Source organism: [Haemophilus] ducreyi (assembly GCF_900109315.1).
In the GTDB taxonomy this organism is placed as follows: Bacteria; Pseudomonadota; Gammaproteobacteria; order Enterobacterales; family Pasteurellaceae; genus Haemophilus_B; species Haemophilus_B ducreyi.
Genome location: NZ_FOJC01000005.1, coordinates 65,724 through 82,410, shown reverse-complemented (window position 1 = coordinate 82,410; position 16,687 = coordinate 65,724). Strand labels below are relative to the sequence as shown.

The following is a 16,687-nucleotide window of genomic DNA, read 5'->3' as shown; positions in this document are numbered from 1 at the left end:
CATGACCACAGAAAATGATATTGTTACTTTTGCAGAACTTGATTTAGCGCCCGCGTTGCTTAAAGCATTAGCTAAAAAAGGTTATACCCGCCCAACTTCAGTCCAAGCAGAAACGATTCCTTATGCGTTAGCAGGGCGTGATTTGTTAGGTTCAGCACCAACAGGTACAGGAAAAACGGCCGCTTTTTTATTACCTGCCATTCAGCATTTATTAGATTATCCACGCCGTAAGCCTGGCGCGCCCCGTATTTTGATTTTAACGCCTACTCGTGAGCTTGCAATGCAAGTAGCAGAAGAAGCGCAGGCTTTTGCAGCATTTACTACATTAAGTATCGCAACCATTACAGGTGGTGTCGCATATCAAAATTACGGTGAAGTTTTTAATAGTAATCAAGATATTGTAGTGGCGACCCTAGGACGGTTAATGCAATACATCAAAGAAGAAAATTTCGATTGCCGTGCTGTTGAAGTGCTGATTTTGGATGAAGCCGATCGTATGTTACAAATGGGATTTGGTCAGGACGTAGAAAAGATCGTAGCAGAAACACGTTGGCGCAAATATACGTGGTTATTCTCTGCCACGTTAGAAGGTGAATTGCTAACGGATTTCAGTGAACGAATTTTAACGGATCCATTGCATATTAATGCTGATCCAAGTCGGCGTGAACGGAAAAAAATTCAACAGTGGTATTATCACGCAGACAATGTAGAACATAAAACTAAATTATTAGCACGTATTATTACCACTATTGAAATGGAAAAAGTAATAGTGTTTGTACGCCGTCGAGAAGATGTGCGAACGCTAAGTGATACGTTACGTAAACGCGCTATTCGAAGCACTTATCTTGAAGGTGATATGGCGCAAACACAACGTAATCAAGCAATTACACGCCTAAAAGAGGGCGGAGTGAATGTATTAGTTGCGACGGATGTAGCCGCACGTGGCATTGATATTGATGAAGTGGATTATGTCATTAATTTTGATTTGCCATATAGTGCGGATACTTATTTGCACCGAATTGGGCGGACTGCTCGTGCGGGCAAAAAAGGTTCAGCGATTTCATTAGTGGAAGCGCACGATTATAAGTTACTGGGTAAAATTAAGCGTTATACACAAGAGGCATTAAAACCTAGAATAGTAGAAGGTTTAGAACCACGTACAAAAGCGCCTAAAGATGGCGAATTAAATAGCACTTCGAAAAAAGCAAAAGCACGACTTAAAAAGCGTAAAGAAGCCAAAAAGATTGAGGCTAAAACCAAACTAAAAGTTCGGCATAAAGAGAGCAAAAACATAGGTAAACGGCGTAAAGTGGCAACAACAAATGCATAAACGCGTTTTTAGCAAAATGTTGCGATTATTTGATCGCTTGTCCTAGCCAATCGAATAGGAAACCGTATGGATTTACACAATATTCGCGCAGACTACACTAAGCAACAACTTTCAAAAAAAGAGTGTGATGCAAATCCAATGAAGCAATTTGAGCGGTGGTTAAATGAAGCGATAATGGCAAAGGTGAATGAACCGACAGCCATGAATGTGGCAACCGTCATAGATGGCAAACCAACCAGTCGTATCGTATTGCTAAAAGAAGTCGATCAACAAGGCTTTATTTTCTTCACCAACTATCAAAGCTGTAAAGGACGGGCAATTGCGTTAAATCCTTATGTCGCATTGACATTCTTTTGGCCAGAGCTAGAGCGTTCGGTGCGCGTTGAAGGCATTGCGACTAAATTAAGCGAACAAGCTTCAAATGATTATTTTGCTAGCCGTCCTTATGCTAGTCGTATTGGTGCTTGGGCGAGCGATCAAAGTCAGGTGTTAAGCAGTAAACGTACATTAGTAGCGAAAATGGCCTTATTAAGTGCTAAATATCCTTTGTTTGTGCCACGTTCAGCACATTGGGGCGGTTATCTTGTTCAACCAACTAAAATTGAATTTTGGCAAGGGAGACCAAGTCGGTTGCATGATCGTATTTGTTATTGGTTGGTTGAAAATGAATGGCTTAAGGAAAGATTATCGCCGTGATGGCTAAAGTAAAATGGTGGGATATCCCACCATTTTTTGTTGATTAATCAGCTAACTTTGTCCCATAAAGATAAGTGTAACCGAATGGACTTTGTTGATAATTAATAACCCTTTTGCTAACCGGTGCAAAATTGACTGAATGAGCCACATTGATCCACGGCATCTCATCGTGTAGCAAAACTTGAGCTTTTTGATAAAGTTTAGCGCGCTCTGCTTTATCTTTTAAGCCAATCGCTTGATCTAACAAGGCTTCAAATGTAGCATTATTGAAACGTGCATAATTACTGTTGCCAATGTTGGTCGCGCTAAATAGTGGCGATAAGAAATTATCAGGATCGCCGTTGTCGCTTGACCAACCATAGGTTCCGGCAGTAAATTCGCCCGCTTTGGTACGCTTAATATAATCGCCCCATTCATAGGTTACTAACTTAGCATTTACCCCAATTTTTTGCCAATCTGCCTGAATAATTTCAGCCATTCGGCGTGGATTTGGATTAGAGGCGCGGATCACTGGCTGAACCCAAAGTTCCGTTTCAAATCCGTTTGGATAACCGGCTTCCGATAATAATTTTTTGGCTTTTTCAATATTGTATTCTGATTCAGGGATACTATCATTGTAGCCCCAAATAGTAGGTGGTAAAGGATTTTTCGCGGCAATACCTCCCCCTTGATAAACAATATCAATGATCGCTTTTTTATCTACAGCAAGATTGAGCGCTTGGCGTACTTTAATATGGTTAAAAGGCGCTTTTTCAGTATTAAATGCAACATAGGCAATATTTAGACCTGCTTGCGACAGTAATTGCACGGCTGGATCGGTTTTTATTTTTTCAATATCTGTGATGTTCGGATAATCAATTAAATCACACTGTCCTGCTTTTAATTTGGCATAGCGTGTTGTCGCATCCGGTACAACTTCAAAGATCAAGCGGTCAAAATCAGCTTTTCCTTGCCAATAATCTTTATGAGCCACGTAGCGACTTGCTTGATCTAACACATAGCTAGTAAACGCAAAGGGCCCTGTACCAATTGGTGTCGTGTCAATCATTTCCGGCGTGCCTGCTTTTAACATTTTATCTGCATATTCAGCTGAATAAATGGAGGTAAAGTCCATACCAAGAATTGAAATAAAAGTGGTGTCTTGTTTAGCCAAGGTAAATTTGACGGTATAGTCATCTATTTTTTCAACCGCTTTCAACAAAGTGGGCATTTTCATCGCATTAAAATAGGGATAAGTTGCTTTTGACACTTGATGATAAGGATGTTGCGGATCAAGTTGGCGGTTAAATGAGAACAGTACGTCATCTGCATTAAAATCACGCGTTGGAGTAAAATTTTTGTTTGAATGGAATTTCACACCTTTACGTAGGTGGAAAGTATAGCTTAAGCCATCTTCAGAAATATCCCAAGATTCTGCTAAAGCGGGCGCAATTTCAGTTGACTCACGTTTGAATTCTACTAGGCGATTGTATACTTGTTGAGAACTTGCATTATATGAAACACCATCCATTGCCAGTGCAGGGCTAAAATATTGTGGTGAACGGCTTACACAATTAACAAAGGTTTTTTCAGAGACAGATTTAGTTGAGTTTGTATTGTCACCTTTGTTATCACACGCGATCAACCCAACTGCGATTAACACGCCTAAGCTAATTTTAGATAAAGATGCTAATGTCATAAGCTTCTCCAAGGAATAAGAAAGAAAATTGCGAGAGAGAGTACCTTTTCTTGATTGTTGAGTAAAGAACAAAAGTTATATACTTATAATTATAAGCTATAAAAAGCGGGCTAATTTTGCAATTTTTATATTAAAAAATCATCAGCTAAAGATTTTAGCCAATTAATCCGCTATTTTTTCAGCGGCTTCAGGTAATAACACCAGAATACCGTTTTGAATAGGATAAGCTAATTGTGCTACTCGGCTGATTAAACGGTTATGTTGTTTATCCCATTCCAACGCAGTATGCGTGAGTGGACAAGCAATGGTTTTTAAAAGGGCTTCATTCATTTGATTTTCCTAAGTATTTTAAAATTTCCGTCATTAAATAAGTGGTCGATTCTGCTGAAAATGTGGCGTTAACGGGGACATACCACCAATTTGCTTGAGCAAAATGCCGGCATTTAACAGCATCTTTTTCTGTCATTAACAATGGTGTTTCGTGTGATGCTAATGTTGCTAATTGCACGGCGTTAAATGCTTGGTGATCGGCAAAACTATATGTTTGCGTTAATTGGAGACCTAATCGACGTAACATATTAAAAAAGCGTGGCGGGTAACCAATACCTGCCATCGCAACACAAGCTTGAGTAAAATGGCTTAACGGCCGTTGTTCACCCGTCAGTAAATTTTGGGCAAAAGTAGCGTCAAGCTTCATGAAATGTTCACCGATATTAGCCGTTCCACCATTACAAATCACCGCTTGTACAGAGGTTAAGCGAGAAGGCAATTCACGTAAACTGCCTGCGGGTAATAGAAAACCATTACCGAAACGTCGTTCGCCATCAATCACGACCCACTCAATATTACGCTGTAAAGCATAGTGTTGTAAGCCATCATCACTAATAATCAAATCAAGTGGAAATCGACTAAGTAATAGCTCAATGCTTTGTTTACGATTAGGTGATATAGCAAGCGGAACGCCAGTTCGTTGCACAATTAAGACCGGCTCGTCTCCTACCATTTCTGCTTGGCTTTGAGCGTCCACCAGTTGTGGAAACTGTGTCGTTTTACCGCCGTAACCACGTGAAATTACGCCGACGTTGATCTGGCGTGCTTGCAATTGTTCCACTAACCAAACGACGAGAGGCGTTTTACCATTACCCCCGACCGAAATATTGCCAATGATTAACACGGGAACGGGGGAGCGGTAGGGTTTTAACCAATTTTTGCGAAATAAATACCAACGAATTTGACTAATTAACCAAAATAAACAAGAGAATGGAAAAAGTAACCAACTAATGATGGATTTTTTTTGCCAAATATTCATTATGGTTTGCCTATTTTGCATTAACAAGATTAGGCCATTTTGGGCTTATCGCCATTCTGTACACAGCCTTTACCCACCGTGATTTTTGTAATGCCTTGACTATTTTTTAAAGTCGGTAAATCGTACATTGTATCCAACAATAAATTTTCTACAATCGAACGTAAGCCACGTGCACCTGTTTTACGAACAATGGATTTTTGTGCAATTGCAGTTAAAGCATCTTTAGTAAATTTGAGTTCAACACCTTCCATTTTGAAAAGCGCTTGATATTGAGTAATGATGGCATTTTTGGGTTTGGTTAAGATTGCAATTAATGCAGCTTCATCTAATTCTTGTAACGGCGTGATCACCGGTAAGCGCCCAATTAATTCTGGAATTAAACCAAATTTCACTAAATCTTCAGGCTCAATTTGTTTGAATAATGAAGTTAAATCTTCCCGATCTTTATCTTTCTTCAACTCAGCGGCAAAACCGATGCCACTTTGAGTATGAGTACGTGCTTCAACTACTTTATCTAAGCCTGAAAAGGCGCCACCACAGATAAACAATATTTTTGATGTATCCACAGCAATGGTTTCGCCTTTAGGATGTTTACGGCTACCTTGAGGATTAATATTAGCCACGGTGCCTTCAATTAATTTTAACAATGCTTGTTGTACACCTTCACCTGAAACGTCACGTGTAATAGATGGACTTTCAGACTTACGTGTTATTTTGTCGATTTCATCAATAAAAATAATACCGCGTTCGGCTAATTCAGCATCAAAATTGCATTTCATCAGTAGTTTTTGGATAACGTTTTCTACATCTTCTCCAACATAACCTGCTTGCGTTAAAGTTGTCGCGTCCGCCACTGCAAAAGGAACGTTTAAACGGCGTGCAAGCGTTTCGGCTAATAATGTTTTACCGCTACCTGTTGGCCCAATCAGTAAAATATTGCTCTTGCCTAATTCAACGCCATTGGTTTCTTGATGATGAGAAAGCGCATTGCGTAAGCGTTTATAGTGATTATAGACCGCAACAGACAAGACTTTCTTGGCGTGCTCTTGACCGATTACATAGTCGTCTAAATGCGCGTGTATTTGATGAGGGGTGGGTACATTCTCAAAGAATTTTTCATCATTTTGTGAATCATCAATCAATGGCTCCTCTGCGCCATTTAATAATACGTAGGATTCTTCAATACAATCGTTACAAATATAGCCTTCACTGCCTTCTACCAGTTGATCAACTTCGGATCTACGCTTGCCACAAAAACTACAATGTGGCTCTTTTTCAAATGCCATTATGCTACCTCACCACGAGATGTTAATACTTTATCAATTAAGCCATAATTTTTAGCTTCTGTTGCCGACATAAAATTATCTCGTTCTGTATCTGCAGCAACTTTAGCAAAAGTTTGACCGCTGTGTTCTGCCATTTTACGCGTTAACATTTCTTTTAATTTTAAAATTTCTTGTGCTTGAATTTGGATATCTGTTGCTTGACCGCGAGCCCCGCCTAATGGTTGATGGATCATTACCCGTGCATTAGGTAAGGCAAAGCGTTTCCCTTTTTTCCCACCCGATAATAAAAACGCCCCCATTGAGCAAGCTTGGCCAGTGCATAGTGTCGCAACATCCGGTTTAATGAAATTCATCGTATCGTAAATGGCAAGCCCGGCAGTTACCACACCGCCTGGTGAATTAATATAAAGATAAATATCTTTCTCCGGATCTTCTGCTTCGAGGAATAAAAGTTGGGCTACAATTAAGTTTGCCATATGATCTTCCACTTCGCCATTTAAGAAAATAATGCGTTCTTTAAGCAAGCGGGAATAGATATCGTATGATCTTTCGCCTTTTGAAGTTTGCTCAACTACCATAGGAATAACGGCCATTTTGGGTTCCTTATATCGAATTCTGAAAAATGCATCCAATTCTACCAAACTTTCACAAAATCATTAACAACAAGCGGCCAAATTGTTAGAATCTTTCGTCTATTTTAACTATTATGATCAATCAATAAACCTAAACAATGGTAACCGTTGCCGAAATTTACCAAAAATTTGAACTTTGTAAAACTTGGGAGGATCGCTATCGTCTGTTAGTTCAGTTGAGTCGTTTGTTAGTGAAGCCAACGGCTGAACAGCTTGCCAATTTGCCAGAAATTCACGGCTGTGAGAGCCGTTTATGGTTTCAATTTCAAGCTGAGCCTCGACAAGTAATGGCATACAGTGATGCACGTTTAATGCAGGGAATATTAGTCATTATTGTGGCAGTTTTAACAGAAAAATCTAGCCAAGAATTGAAGGAATTTTCGTTGACTAATATGTTTCAAACATTACATATTAGTCAAAGTTTGACACAGACTCGTTTGAATGGTTTAGCGCGCATTCAACAATTATATTTGTCGGCGTTAGTTGATTAAAAGACAAGCCGAGATTGGCAGATTATAGATAATAAAAAAACCTCTGAATAATCAGAGACTCTCTATCTAAAGTGGCGGAACGGACGGGACTCGAACCCGCGACCCCCTGCGTGACAGGCAGGTATTCTAACCAGCTGAACTACCACTCCACAATTGGTGATGTGCATCATACGTATTTCAGCATAGTTCGTCAATTAATTTTTAAGAGAATTGGCTTTTTTGCTTACTTTCAAATCAGTATGGGTAAATTCTTAATGTTTAGCTTCAGATTCTGCTTTTGTTAGCATGTTCCAAAGACAATTGCCTTTGGATTTTTTATCGAGTAGCGCTAAATATTCTTGATGTGCTTGACATTCTTCTTGGCTTAATTGCAATACAATTAGTCCGCTTGTATCAAAATGTTCTTTTACTGCTAGAGATGTTTCACGCTGTTGTTGTGTATGGGAATGTTCTTCTTCCGTTAATAATGCTAGTTGTCCACCTGTCATCATTAGAAAAACATCAGCTAAAATCTCCGCATCGAGTAAAGCACCATGTAATACACGTTTGCTATTATCAATTCCCAAGCGGTCACAAAGCGCATCTAAGTTATTACGTTTACCTGGATACATTTTACGTGCCATTTGTAAAGTGTCAGTAACCGTACACATTTCAGCCATTTTGCTAGGTGGATTTACGAGTGAGGAAAATTCTTGATCGATAAAGGCCACATCGAAGGGCGCATTATGAATAATTAATTCTGCACCTTGAATGAAAGCTAGAAATTCGTGTGCAATTTCAGCAAAGGTGGGCTTATCTTGTAAAAATGCATTAGTGATGCCGTGTACTTTAATTGCCTCTTCTTCAACTTCGCGGGGCGGCTTTACATAAACGTGGAAAGTACGGCCAGTTAAACGGCGATTGATTAGTTCTACTACGCCTATTTCGATAATGTTATGCCCAATTTGTGGCGGTCCATTAAAATTCATTCCTGTCGTTTCAGTATCTAGTACGACTTGCCGGATTATTTGCGGTTCACTCATTTTGTTCTCTCACTAAATTTTTTGCAAATTATAGCCTAGATTTGATTACTTGTGAAAAAATTCCGTAAAATAAAAACTGCTGTAATCGCGTGACATAAGCTATTTTCTTTTTTTAAATGGAATGGTTATGCGATTGCGTAATTTTCTTTCTATATTGCAAGCAAATAAGTGTAAATTATGCCAATTAAATATTTAACTCGCAACCAAATTCAACTTATAAATTCATCAAACACTAAATTTATAATTAGAGAATCAGAAAATAGAAATGAATATCAGGAAGAAATTTATTCCGTTATTAAAAAGCGTGATATAAAGTGGTTATGCCATTTTACACCTAGAGAAAATCTAGAAAAAATTAAAAGAGAAGGTTTGAGATTACGTAATATAAATATGCGTGTAACAGATAGTTTTCGTTATGATCGTAATAATACAGCAATTTGCTTGTCTATTAGTCAACCAAATCAATGGATGTTTAATAAGAAAAAAGCAAATGGATATGATCTTTGTTTATTGTTAATTAACCCAGAGATCTTATTTAAGAAATATTGCTTATTTTATTCACATAATGCAGCAACCGCTTCTTTCAGAACAATGAGTGATTTAGCTTTATCGGGAGCACAAGCGTTAGAGAATTTGTTTTCTGAACAAATTATTTATCAGAAATCAGGGAGAGAGCAACAATCTATTTATCGGCACGGGAATTTAGAACTTTGTGAAACTACTTCGAATCAAGCAGAGGTTCAGTGTTTAGACGATATTGAGCCTGAATATATTAGTTATATCTTTGATAAGGATATACCTTTAACTTATAAAGAATTAAATCAAGCAATTCAAAAGATTAAAAATAGTAACGCTATAGTAGAATATAATGAAATTATTTTTGAGCCACCATTAGAACCCTTTTCTTCAAGAGTTGAAACCATTAAGGAGCAGCAGGCTTCTTGGAGGGATGTAGCTAAAGAAATGGAGGAGTACCTACATTCTGAACAACAGATAGGAAGGGTACTTCAAGAGCAAAAAGAAAAGTCAGAAAATAATAGGAAAACTATAGAACGATATAATAAGGTATCTAAAAATAAGGTAAGCCAGCCTAGCTATAACTATAGTTATATTGATGGGAGCGAGTGTTGCTATATTATTATATTTTTTATAATCATATATATTTTTATTTTTTAGGAAATTAAACATGTCAGAAAAAAAATCTATTGGAAAAACTATACGTCCTATTTTCATTCCTGATAGAAATACTATCGGTGTCATTGAACATGAAATTGAATTTGATTGGCATCTAGGAATGTCTGCTGAAGTGCGTAAGCGCTCAATTGTCAGTTTACATAACAAAGCAATGCAAGCTGGTTATAAAAAAATTCTAGAAGCATCAAGCAAGTCAGAGGATCCGATTGGTATTAAATTAAGTGCATTTTATTTGTCAAATATTGATGGTATCCCTGTTGAGAATCTATTTCAAAGTAGTAAAGTTTTTGAAAATGGTGGGCCTTTTAGAAGTTTATTAAAGGTAACTCCAAGGGAAGCTAAAAAAGATGAACGTTTAAAAAATAGCGGTAATTTAATTAAATTTCATATAAATAAAAAAGATTTTCCTTTGGAACCAAAGAGTTTATTTTATGATTGGCTTTATTTAAATGTGTTATTTTCAGACAAGAATTTGGAATTAAGAGAAAGATTGTTTGATGAAAAATTTGAGGCATTTAGTGATATTGAATTTAACCCCAAAAAATCGTTTAGTTGTCAAGCAAGAACACTAGCTTTATGTGTTTCATTATATGAGAATGATTGTGTCAGAGATTTTTTAAAATATCCTATTAAATTTTCGGAAAAAAATGAATTATATAAAGTGAATAAAATACAACCTGGACTGATCTAACAATTAACAATGCCTAAAAAACCACCCGCTTGCATTTCTAACAAGCGGGTGGTTTTTATCAGATATGTACAAGCTATTTCGCAATACGTTTGTATTTAATACGGTGTGGTTGCGTTGCTGCATCACCTAAGGTTTTCTTTTTCCACTCTTCGTAGTCAGAGAAGTTACCTTCGTAGAAAGTGACTTTGCCTTCATCGCCGTAGTCTAAAATGTGCGTTGCAATACGGTCTAAGAACCAACGGTCGTGCGAGATAACCATAGCACAGCCCGGAAATTCTAAAATTGCATTTTCGAGAGCACGTAAAGTTTCAACGTCTAAGTCATTGGTTGGTTCATCTAATAGCAGTACATTTCCGCCACGTTGTAGTAATTTGGCTAAATGTAATCGACCGCATTCACCACCGGATAATTCGCCCACGCGTTTTTGTTGATCTACGCCTTTGAAGTTAAAACGCCCAACATATGCACGGCTTGGAATTTCAAAGTTACCAATGGTTAGAATATCTTGTCCGTTTGATACTTCTTCCCAAACAGTTTTTTTATCGTCCATTGCATCACGGAATTGATCTACAGAAGCGAGTGTAACGGTTTCACCTAACACAATTGAACCTGAATCTGGCTGTTCTTTGCCTGAAAGCATACGGAATAGTGTTGATTTACCTGCACCATTAGCACCGATAATGCCGACAATGGCTCCTTTTGGAATTGAGAACGAGAGATCATCAATTAAGGTACGGTCACCGTAAGATTTCATTAAGTGTTGCACTTCGATCACTTTATCGCCTAAGCGTGGACCCGGTGGAATAAACAGTTCGTTAGTTTCATTCCGTTTTTGGTATTCGCCTGAATTTAATTCATCAAAACGTGCCATACGCGCTTTACTTTTCGCCTGTCTTCCTTTTGGATTTTGGCGTACCCATTCTAATTCTTTCGCAATAGATTTTTGGCGGGCAGATTCAGCCGCTTGTTCTTGTTCTAAACGTTTTTCTTTTTGTGCTAACCAAGAAGAATAATTGCCTTCCCAAGGAATACCTTCACCACGGTCAAGTTCTAGGATCCAGCCTGCAACATTATCTAAGAAGTAACGGTCGTGGGTAATGGCAACTACAGTGCCTTCATAGTCATGTAAGAAGCGTTCTAACCAAGCAACAGATTCTGCATCTAAGTGGTTGGTTGGCTCATCTAGTAGTAACATATCCGGTTTTTCAAGCAATAAACGGCATAATGCGACACGACGGCGTTCACCGCCTGATAAATGTTCAATTTTAGTATCCCAGTCGGGGAGTCGTAAGGCATCTGCTGCTCGTTCTAATTGATTGTCTAAGTTATGGCCATCGTGCGCTTGAATAATGGCTTCTAAGTTTGCTTGTTCGGCCGCTAATTTGTCAAAATCAGCATCAGGATCTGCATAGAGAGCATATACTTCATCTAAACGTGTTAAGGCGTTTTTTACTTCTGTAACCGCTTCTTCAATCGCTTCACGGACAGTTTGTTGCGGTTCGAGTTTAGGTTCTTGTGGTAAATAACCAATTTTAATACCGGGTTGTGGGCGTGCTTCACCTTCAAATTCTTTATCTACACCAGCCATAATACGTAATAGCGTGGATTTACCTGCACCATTTAAACCTAGTACCCCAATTTTAGCACCGGGGAAAAAGCTTAATGAAATATCTTTAAGAATATGACGCTTTGGTGGCACAACTTTGCCAACACAATGCATCGTATATACGAATTGAGTGGACATTTTTAGTATTCCTCATAGAAAAATAAGCTATTTAGCTGCCAGAATTTTGTTACGTAATAGCCGATAAGCCGTTGCGTTAGTGAGTTTTCACAGATTTACTGCGTATTTGCCTACACCTAAATCATCTTCCTTACGGGTCCGTGCAATGACACTTGACGCTGATTCAACAATACGTAAACCCATTTGATCTTCTGTTCTGACTACTTCACCGCGTAATGAGTTTGAGTAAACATCGGTGATTTTAATATCTACGAATTTGCCGATCATATTTGGTGTGCCGATGAAATTAACTATACGATTGGTTTCTGTACGACCCGTTAATTCCATAATATCTTTTTTAGATGGGCCTTCAACCAAAATTCGTTGTTCAGTGCCAAGCATTAAGCGGCTAAATTGCATCGCTTGATGGTTAATTCGTTGTTGTAAGCGTGCTAAGCGGTCTTTTTTCTCATTTTCAGACACATCATCAGGTAAGTCTGATGCAGGCGTACCTGGACGCGCAGAGTAGATAAAGCTAAAGCTCATATCAAAATTGACTTGTTCAATAATTTTCATTGTTTGTTCAAAATCTTCCGCTGTTTCGCCAGGAAAGCCAACAATGAAATCTGAGCTAATTTGGATATTTGGACGAACTGCACGTAATTTACGAATAATGGCTTTGTATTCTAATGCGGTGTGGTTACGTTTCATCATGGTTAAAACACGATCGGCGCCACTTTGGATAGGTAAATGCAAGAAGCTGACCAATTCTGGAGTATCACGATACACTTCAATAATGTCGTCGGTGAATTCAATGGGGTGGCTTGTGGTATAACGTAAGCGGTCAATACCATCAATGGCGGCAACTAAACGTAATAATTCTGCAAAAGTGCAAATGCCACCATCAAAGGTTTCACCACGGTAAGCATTAACGTTTTGACCCAATAAGTTAACTTCACGAACGCCTTGCTCTGCTAATTGTGCGATTTCGAATAAGACATCATCAACAGGGCGGGAAACTTCTTCACCACGGGTATAAGGCACTACACAGAATGAGCAGTATTTATTACAGCCTTCCATAATTGATACGAAAGCAGTTGGACCTTCTGCTTTGGGTTCTGGTAAGTGGTCGAATTTTTCAATTTCTGGGAAGGAGATATCGACTACTGCACGATCGCCAGCTCGGATCTGGTTGATCATTTCTGGTAAGCGGTGCAATGTTTGTGGCCCAAATACTATATCAACAAAAGGGGCACGTTCACGGATATGTTCACCTTCTTGTGAAGCAACACAGCCACCAACGCCAATAATTAAATCGGGTTTGTCCTTTTTCCAGTTTTTCCAACGACCAAGTTGTGAAAAGACTTTTTCTTGTGCTTTTTCACGAATTGAGCAAGTATTCAATAATAAAATATCCGCTTCTTCAGGTTTATCGGTTAATTCTAATCCGTGTGTTGAGTTTAAGAGATCTGCCATTTTTGATGAGTCATACTCATTCATTTGGCAACCCCAAGTTGTGATATGTAATTTTGCCATAATTTTCAAAAAATAATAAATATCTTAATAAGTTAAAATAAAAGCGTAAAGAGACAATTCCCTTTACGCATCTTTAATCGTGCTATTCTACCTGTTTGCTTATTTTTTCGCTAGAGTTAATCGCTTAATAAGCAAAATGCCACGATATTGCTAGCGTGACATTTTATCATGAGAGGATGTTATTGTTTGGTTAAGGTCAATACAACACTTTCACCGGCAACAACATTTCCAACTTTTTTCACTAGGTTGCTGATATCATCCATATTAGAAATTAATACTGGAGTTAATACTGATTTTGCTTTATTTTCAAGTAATTCTAAGTCGAATTTGATAATTACATCGCCAACCTTAACGGTTTGTCCTTCTTGTGCAATGCGTGTAAATCCTTCACTTTTTAATTCTGCTGTATCGATGCCGAAGTGGACGAATAAATCAATTCCTTCTTCCGATTCAATTGAAAAAGCGTGATTAGTTTCAAAAATTTTTCCGATAGTACCATTTACTGGAGCTACAATAGTATCACCATTTGGGCGGATCGCTATGCCATCGCCTACAATTTTCTCAGAGAAAACAACATCGGGCACATCTTCAATGTTTACGATTTCACCTGAAATAGGAGCATATATGTTAACTTCGTTAGCTGAAGTTTGTTTTGAGCCGAATAATTTATCGAAAAAACCCATAGAAATCTCCATTATTTTAATCTTTATTAAAAAAATTCTCGCATATTTTATACGAGAATTTTGTGTTTGTATGCTACTTTATTCGAAAATTAGTTTAGTTTAGCGTAAAAGGCATTCACTAATCGTTCAACATCTGCAACCGTTGGCTGGGCTAATGCTTCATCCGCTAAGGCTTTTGCATCAGTGTAATGAATAGAGCGGGCTAATTTCTTAACGTGCGGAACAGAGATGGCACTCATACTAAACTCATCTAATCCCATTCCTAATAGGAGGGCGGTAGCGCGTACATCGCCGGCTAATTCGCCACACATACCGGTCCATTTACCTTCGGCGTGAGAGGCATCAATCACTTGTTTGATTAAGTTTAAGACTGATGGGCTTAATGGGTTATATAAATGTGCGATAATCTCATTGCCACGGTCAACGGCTAATGTATATTGCGTTAAGTCGTTAGTCCCAATGCTAAAGAAATCGACTTCTTTGGCTAAATGGCGGGCGTTTACTGCTGCAGATGGTGTTTCTACCATAATACCAAGCTGTAAATGTTCATCAAATGCTTTTCCTTCAGCGCGTAATTGTGCTTTTAATTCGGCAACGATTGCTTTTAATTCACGAATTTCTTCTACTGAAATAATCATTGGAAACATGACCGCTAATGTGCCGAAAGCAGAAGCTCGTAACACTGCTCGTAATTGCGTATCTAAGATTTCACGGCGAGTTAAGCCAATACGGATTGCACGCCAACCTAAGAAAGGATTCATTTCTTTGGGTAAATTTAAATAAGGTAATTCTTTATCGCCGCCAATGTCCATTGTGCGTAGAATAACTTGTTTGCCTTGCATTGCTTCGACAATTTCTTTATAGGCTTCGAATTGTTCTTCTTCATCAGGCAATTTACAACGATCCATAAATAAGAATTCGGTGCGATATAAGCCTATAGATTCTCCGCCATTACGTAGTACGCTATCAATATCACGAATTGTGCCGATATTGCCAGCCACTTCAATTTTATGACCATCCAACGTTTCAGCAGCTAAATCTTTTAATTGGGCTAACTCTGCTTTTTCTGCTTCAACTTTTGCTTGTATGGCTTTAAATGCGGAAATTTCATCTACAGATGGATTGATTTTGATCTGATTGTTAATTGCATCTAAGATTAAAATATCGCCGGTTTTGACTTGTTCGGTAATGTTATTCGTGCCAACTATTGCGGGCAACTCTAATGAACGTGCCATAATTGAGGTATGTGATGTGCGGCCGCCAATATCAGTCACGAAGCCTAATACTTTATCTAAGTTTAATTGGGCTGTTTCTGATGGTGTAAGATCGTAAGCCACTAGAATAACTTCTTCCTGAATATCGCCAAGATCAACAATATACATATTTAAAATATTACGTAATAAGCGGTTATCGATATCGCGTAAATCTGTGGCACGTTCTTTTAGGTATTCATCGTCAATTTCCGCTAACATTGTTGCTTGCATTTCAATAATTTTATGCGTGGCGAAGTCTGCAGTAACTAGGTTGTTGGTAATGAATTCTAGGATTTCTTCTTCTAGTTCTTCATCTTCTAGGATCATTAAATGGCCTTCAAAGATCGCTTCTTTTTCTTCACCTAATGTATGTCTTGCCTTTTCTTTAATTGCGGTTAATTGTGCCGCAGCTTTGGCTCGCCCTGCGAAAAATTTTTCTTTTTCAATTTCAATTTGATCAGCGGTAATTTTTTTAGTATTTAGTACAATAGGTTCTTCTTTTAAAACGAGTGCCTTGCCAAATACAGTACCTGGTGATGCAGCAATACCTGTAATCATAATTTGTCCTTGTTTTAAATAGTACAAAATGCTTAGATCGTAATACAAAACAACCCTATTGCTACTTCACTATCTGATTAATAAAGTAGAAGAATAGGGTTGCATTTTTTATCTAACTGTTGATGAGCAATTATTCTAAAGTAGGGATTAAGTCTACTAAGAAATCTACCGCTTTCTGTTCGTCTTCACCTTCCGCAGAGATAGTAATAGATGTACCTTGCGTAAGGCCTAATGTTTGGAGTTTAAAGAGACTTTTTGCACTTGAACTTTTGCTACCTGAAGTTACAGTAATGTCAGAAGCAAAACCTTTAGCTGCTTTAACAAATTCTGCTGCTGGACGAGTGTGTAAACCATTTGGTGCTGTAATAACAACGTCTTTTGAGTACATAAAAATTCCTCTTGAGATTCTAAAAGTGGGAAAGTTGAAACAGATAATTAAATCCATAATTATTTCAGAATAACTTTACTACAAAAAAAAAATAAAAACACGCGCTAAAACTGAAAACTTGTGATAAAAATCAAATATTAGCTTGTTAGTTAACCAGTTGCGGTTGTTTTTCATACATAAATTGCTTGCTTAGTGCGATGGTTAGTTAAACGATTGC

At 38.0% G+C, this 16,687-nt stretch carries 16 protein-coding genes and 1 tRNA gene; 5 read left to right on the top strand and 12 right to left on the bottom strand.

Translation table 11 applies throughout. The features are described 5' to 3' along the window. Position 1 precedes the first annotated feature (1 nt). Positions 2–1,330, top strand: a complete 1,329-nt coding sequence (srmB, locus tag BMX01_RS04445; RefSeq protein WP_074647836.1) for an ATP-dependent RNA helicase SrmB — start codon at positions 2–4, stop codon at positions 1,328–1,330. Between the two features lie 66 nt (positions 1,331–1,396). Further along, a complete protein-coding gene (pdxH, locus tag BMX01_RS04440; RefSeq protein WP_064082312.1) occupies positions 1,397–2,026 on the top strand; it encodes a pyridoxamine 5'-phosphate oxidase in 630 nt (209 codons plus the stop codon). A gap of 43 nt (positions 2,027–2,069) precedes the next feature. On the opposite strand, the gene BMX01_RS04435 is transcribed toward pdxH, so the two are convergent. From BMX01_RS04435 to clpP, 5 genes are all read right to left on the bottom strand, one after another. Continuing rightward, positions 2,070–3,704, bottom strand: coding sequence for an ABC transporter substrate-binding protein (locus BMX01_RS04435; protein ID WP_064082311.1), 1,635 nt, complete (start codon positions 3,702–3,704; stop codon positions 2,070–2,072). Between the two features lie 162 nt (positions 3,705–3,866). Continuing rightward, positions 3,867–4,034, bottom strand: coding sequence for a Trm112 family protein (locus tag BMX01_RS04430; protein WP_064082310.1), 168 nt, complete (start codon positions 4,032–4,034; stop codon positions 3,867–3,869). Then, the gene (gene lpxK, locus BMX01_RS04425) at positions 4,027–5,013 is read right to left on the bottom strand and encodes a tetraacyldisaccharide 4'-kinase (RefSeq protein WP_064082309.1); all 987 of its coding nucleotides are present in this window, start codon (positions 5,011–5,013) and stop codon (positions 4,027–4,029) included. The genes BMX01_RS04430 and lpxK overlap by 8 nt, the downstream gene beginning before the upstream one ends. A 29-nt stretch (positions 5,014–5,042) precedes the next feature. Next, positions 5,043–6,299 (bottom strand): ATP-dependent protease ATP-binding subunit ClpX, encoded by a 1,257-nt coding sequence (gene clpX, locus BMX01_RS04420; protein ID WP_064082308.1) that lies wholly within the window; start codon positions 6,297–6,299, stop codon positions 5,043–5,045. Then, positions 6,299–6,892: an ATP-dependent Clp endopeptidase proteolytic subunit ClpP gene (gene clpP, locus BMX01_RS04415; RefSeq protein ID WP_010944262.1), complete on the bottom strand. Its 594-nt coding sequence runs from the start codon at positions 6,890–6,892 to the stop codon at positions 6,299–6,301. Before clpP ends, clpX begins: the two co-directional genes overlap by 1 nt. A gap of 137 nt (positions 6,893–7,029) precedes the next feature. Here clpP and BMX01_RS04410 point away from each other — a divergent pair, with 137 nt between their 5' ends. Further along, positions 7,030–7,422: a SufE family protein gene (locus tag BMX01_RS04410; protein ID WP_064082307.1), complete on the top strand. Its 393-nt coding sequence runs from the start codon at positions 7,030–7,032 to the stop codon at positions 7,420–7,422. Between the two features lie 72 nt (positions 7,423–7,494). On the opposite strand, the gene BMX01_RS04405 is transcribed toward BMX01_RS04410, so the two are convergent. Together BMX01_RS04405 and dnaQ are read right to left on the bottom strand one after the other, a co-directional pair. Further along, positions 7,495–7,571, bottom strand: a tRNA-Asp gene (locus tag BMX01_RS04405). 102 nt (positions 7,572–7,673) lie between these two features. Further along, positions 7,674–8,444, bottom strand: coding sequence for a DNA polymerase III subunit epsilon (dnaQ, locus tag BMX01_RS04400; protein ID WP_064082306.1), 771 nt, complete (start codon positions 8,442–8,444; stop codon positions 7,674–7,676). A gap of 177 nt (positions 8,445–8,621) precedes the next feature. Here dnaQ and BMX01_RS04395 point away from each other — a divergent pair, with 177 nt between their 5' ends. After that, complete coding sequence (locus tag BMX01_RS04395; RefSeq protein WP_064082305.1) at positions 8,622–9,620, top strand: DarT ssDNA thymidine ADP-ribosyltransferase family protein; 999 nt, start codon at positions 8,622–8,624, stop codon at positions 9,618–9,620. Positions 9,621–9,630: 10 nt separating this feature from the next. Next, on the top strand, positions 9,631–10,329 hold the full coding sequence (locus BMX01_RS04390; protein ID WP_064082304.1) for a DarT1-associated NADAR antitoxin family protein: 699 nt from the start codon (positions 9,631–9,633) through the stop codon (positions 10,327–10,329). 73 nt (positions 10,330–10,402) lie between these two features. On the opposite strand, the gene ettA is transcribed toward BMX01_RS04390, so the two are convergent. The 5 genes from ettA to BMX01_RS04365 form a co-directional block, all read right to left on the bottom strand. Beyond that, positions 10,403–12,073: an energy-dependent translational throttle protein EttA gene (gene ettA, locus BMX01_RS04385; protein WP_074647833.1), complete on the bottom strand. Its 1,671-nt coding sequence runs from the start codon at positions 12,071–12,073 to the stop codon at positions 10,403–10,405. Between the two features lie 87 nt (positions 12,074–12,160). Beyond that, the gene (gene miaB, locus BMX01_RS04380; RefSeq protein ID WP_064082302.1) at positions 12,161–13,588 is read right to left on the bottom strand and encodes a tRNA (N6-isopentenyl adenosine(37)-C2)-methylthiotransferase MiaB; all 1,428 of its coding nucleotides are present in this window, start codon (positions 13,586–13,588) and stop codon (positions 12,161–12,163) included. 179 nt (positions 13,589–13,767) lie between these two features. Further along, positions 13,768–14,271: a PTS glucose transporter subunit IIA gene (crr, locus tag BMX01_RS04375; RefSeq protein WP_010944267.1), complete on the bottom strand. Its 504-nt coding sequence runs from the start codon at positions 14,269–14,271 to the stop codon at positions 13,768–13,770. 89 nt (positions 14,272–14,360) lie between these two features. Next, entirely contained in the window at positions 14,361–16,082 is a 1,722-nt protein-coding gene (ptsI, locus tag BMX01_RS04370) for a phosphoenolpyruvate-protein phosphotransferase PtsI (RefSeq protein ID WP_064082301.1), read from the bottom strand. A gap of 130 nt (positions 16,083–16,212) precedes the next feature. Then, on the bottom strand, positions 16,213–16,470 hold the full coding sequence (locus BMX01_RS04365) for an HPr family phosphocarrier protein (RefSeq protein ID WP_010944269.1): 258 nt from the start codon (positions 16,468–16,470) through the stop codon (positions 16,213–16,215). Positions 16,471–16,687: the final 217 nt, after the last annotated feature.

Excerpts from the sequence above, each read along its gene's own strand:
- BMX01_RS04435 (WP_064082311.1), bottom strand. The coding sequence starts at position 3,704 with ATGACATTAGCATCTTTATCTAAAATTAGCTTAGGCGTGTTAATCGCA.
- ettA (WP_074647833.1), bottom strand. The coding sequence starts at position 12,073 with ATGTCCACTCAATTCGTATATACGATGCATTGTGTTGGCAAAGTTGTG.
- BMX01_RS04365 (WP_010944269.1), bottom strand. The coding sequence starts at position 16,470 with ATGTACTCAAAAGACGTTGTTATTACAGCACCAAATGGTTTACACACT.
- miaB (WP_064082302.1), bottom strand. The coding sequence starts at position 13,588 with ATGGCAAAATTACATATCACAACTTGGGGTTGCCAAATGAATGAGTAT.
- BMX01_RS04395 (WP_064082305.1), top strand. The coding sequence starts at position 8,622 with ATGCCAATTAAATATTTAACTCGCAACCAAATTCAACTTATAAATTCA.
- clpX (WP_064082308.1), bottom strand. The coding sequence starts at position 6,299 with ATGGCATTTGAAAAAGAGCCACATTGTAGTTTTTGTGGCAAGCGTAGA.
- dnaQ (WP_064082306.1), bottom strand. The coding sequence starts at position 8,444 with ATGAGTGAACCGCAAATAATCCGGCAAGTCGTACTAGATACTGAAACG.
- BMX01_RS04410 (WP_064082307.1), top strand. The coding sequence starts at position 7,030 with ATGGTAACCGTTGCCGAAATTTACCAAAAATTTGAACTTTGTAAAACT.
- lpxK (WP_064082309.1), bottom strand. The coding sequence starts at position 5,013 with ATGAATATTTGGCAAAAAAAATCCATCATTAGTTGGTTACTTTTTCCA.
- pdxH (WP_064082312.1), top strand. The coding sequence starts at position 1,397 with ATGGATTTACACAATATTCGCGCAGACTACACTAAGCAACAACTTTCA.
- crr (WP_010944267.1), bottom strand. The coding sequence starts at position 14,271 with ATGGGTTTTTTCGATAAATTATTCGGCTCAAAACAAACTTCAGCTAAC.
- BMX01_RS04390 (WP_064082304.1), top strand. The coding sequence starts at position 9,631 with ATGTCAGAAAAAAAATCTATTGGAAAAACTATACGTCCTATTTTCATT.
- BMX01_RS04430 (WP_064082310.1), bottom strand. The coding sequence starts at position 4,034 with ATGAATGAAGCCCTTTTAAAAACCATTGCTTGTCCACTCACGCATACT.
- srmB (WP_074647836.1), top strand. The coding sequence starts at position 2 with ATGACCACAGAAAATGATATTGTTACTTTTGCAGAACTTGATTTAGCG.
- ptsI (WP_064082301.1), bottom strand. The coding sequence starts at position 16,082 with ATGATTACAGGTATTGCTGCATCACCAGGTACTGTATTTGGCAAGGCA.
- clpP (WP_010944262.1), bottom strand. The coding sequence starts at position 6,892 with ATGGCCGTTATTCCTATGGTAGTTGAGCAAACTTCAAAAGGCGAAAGA.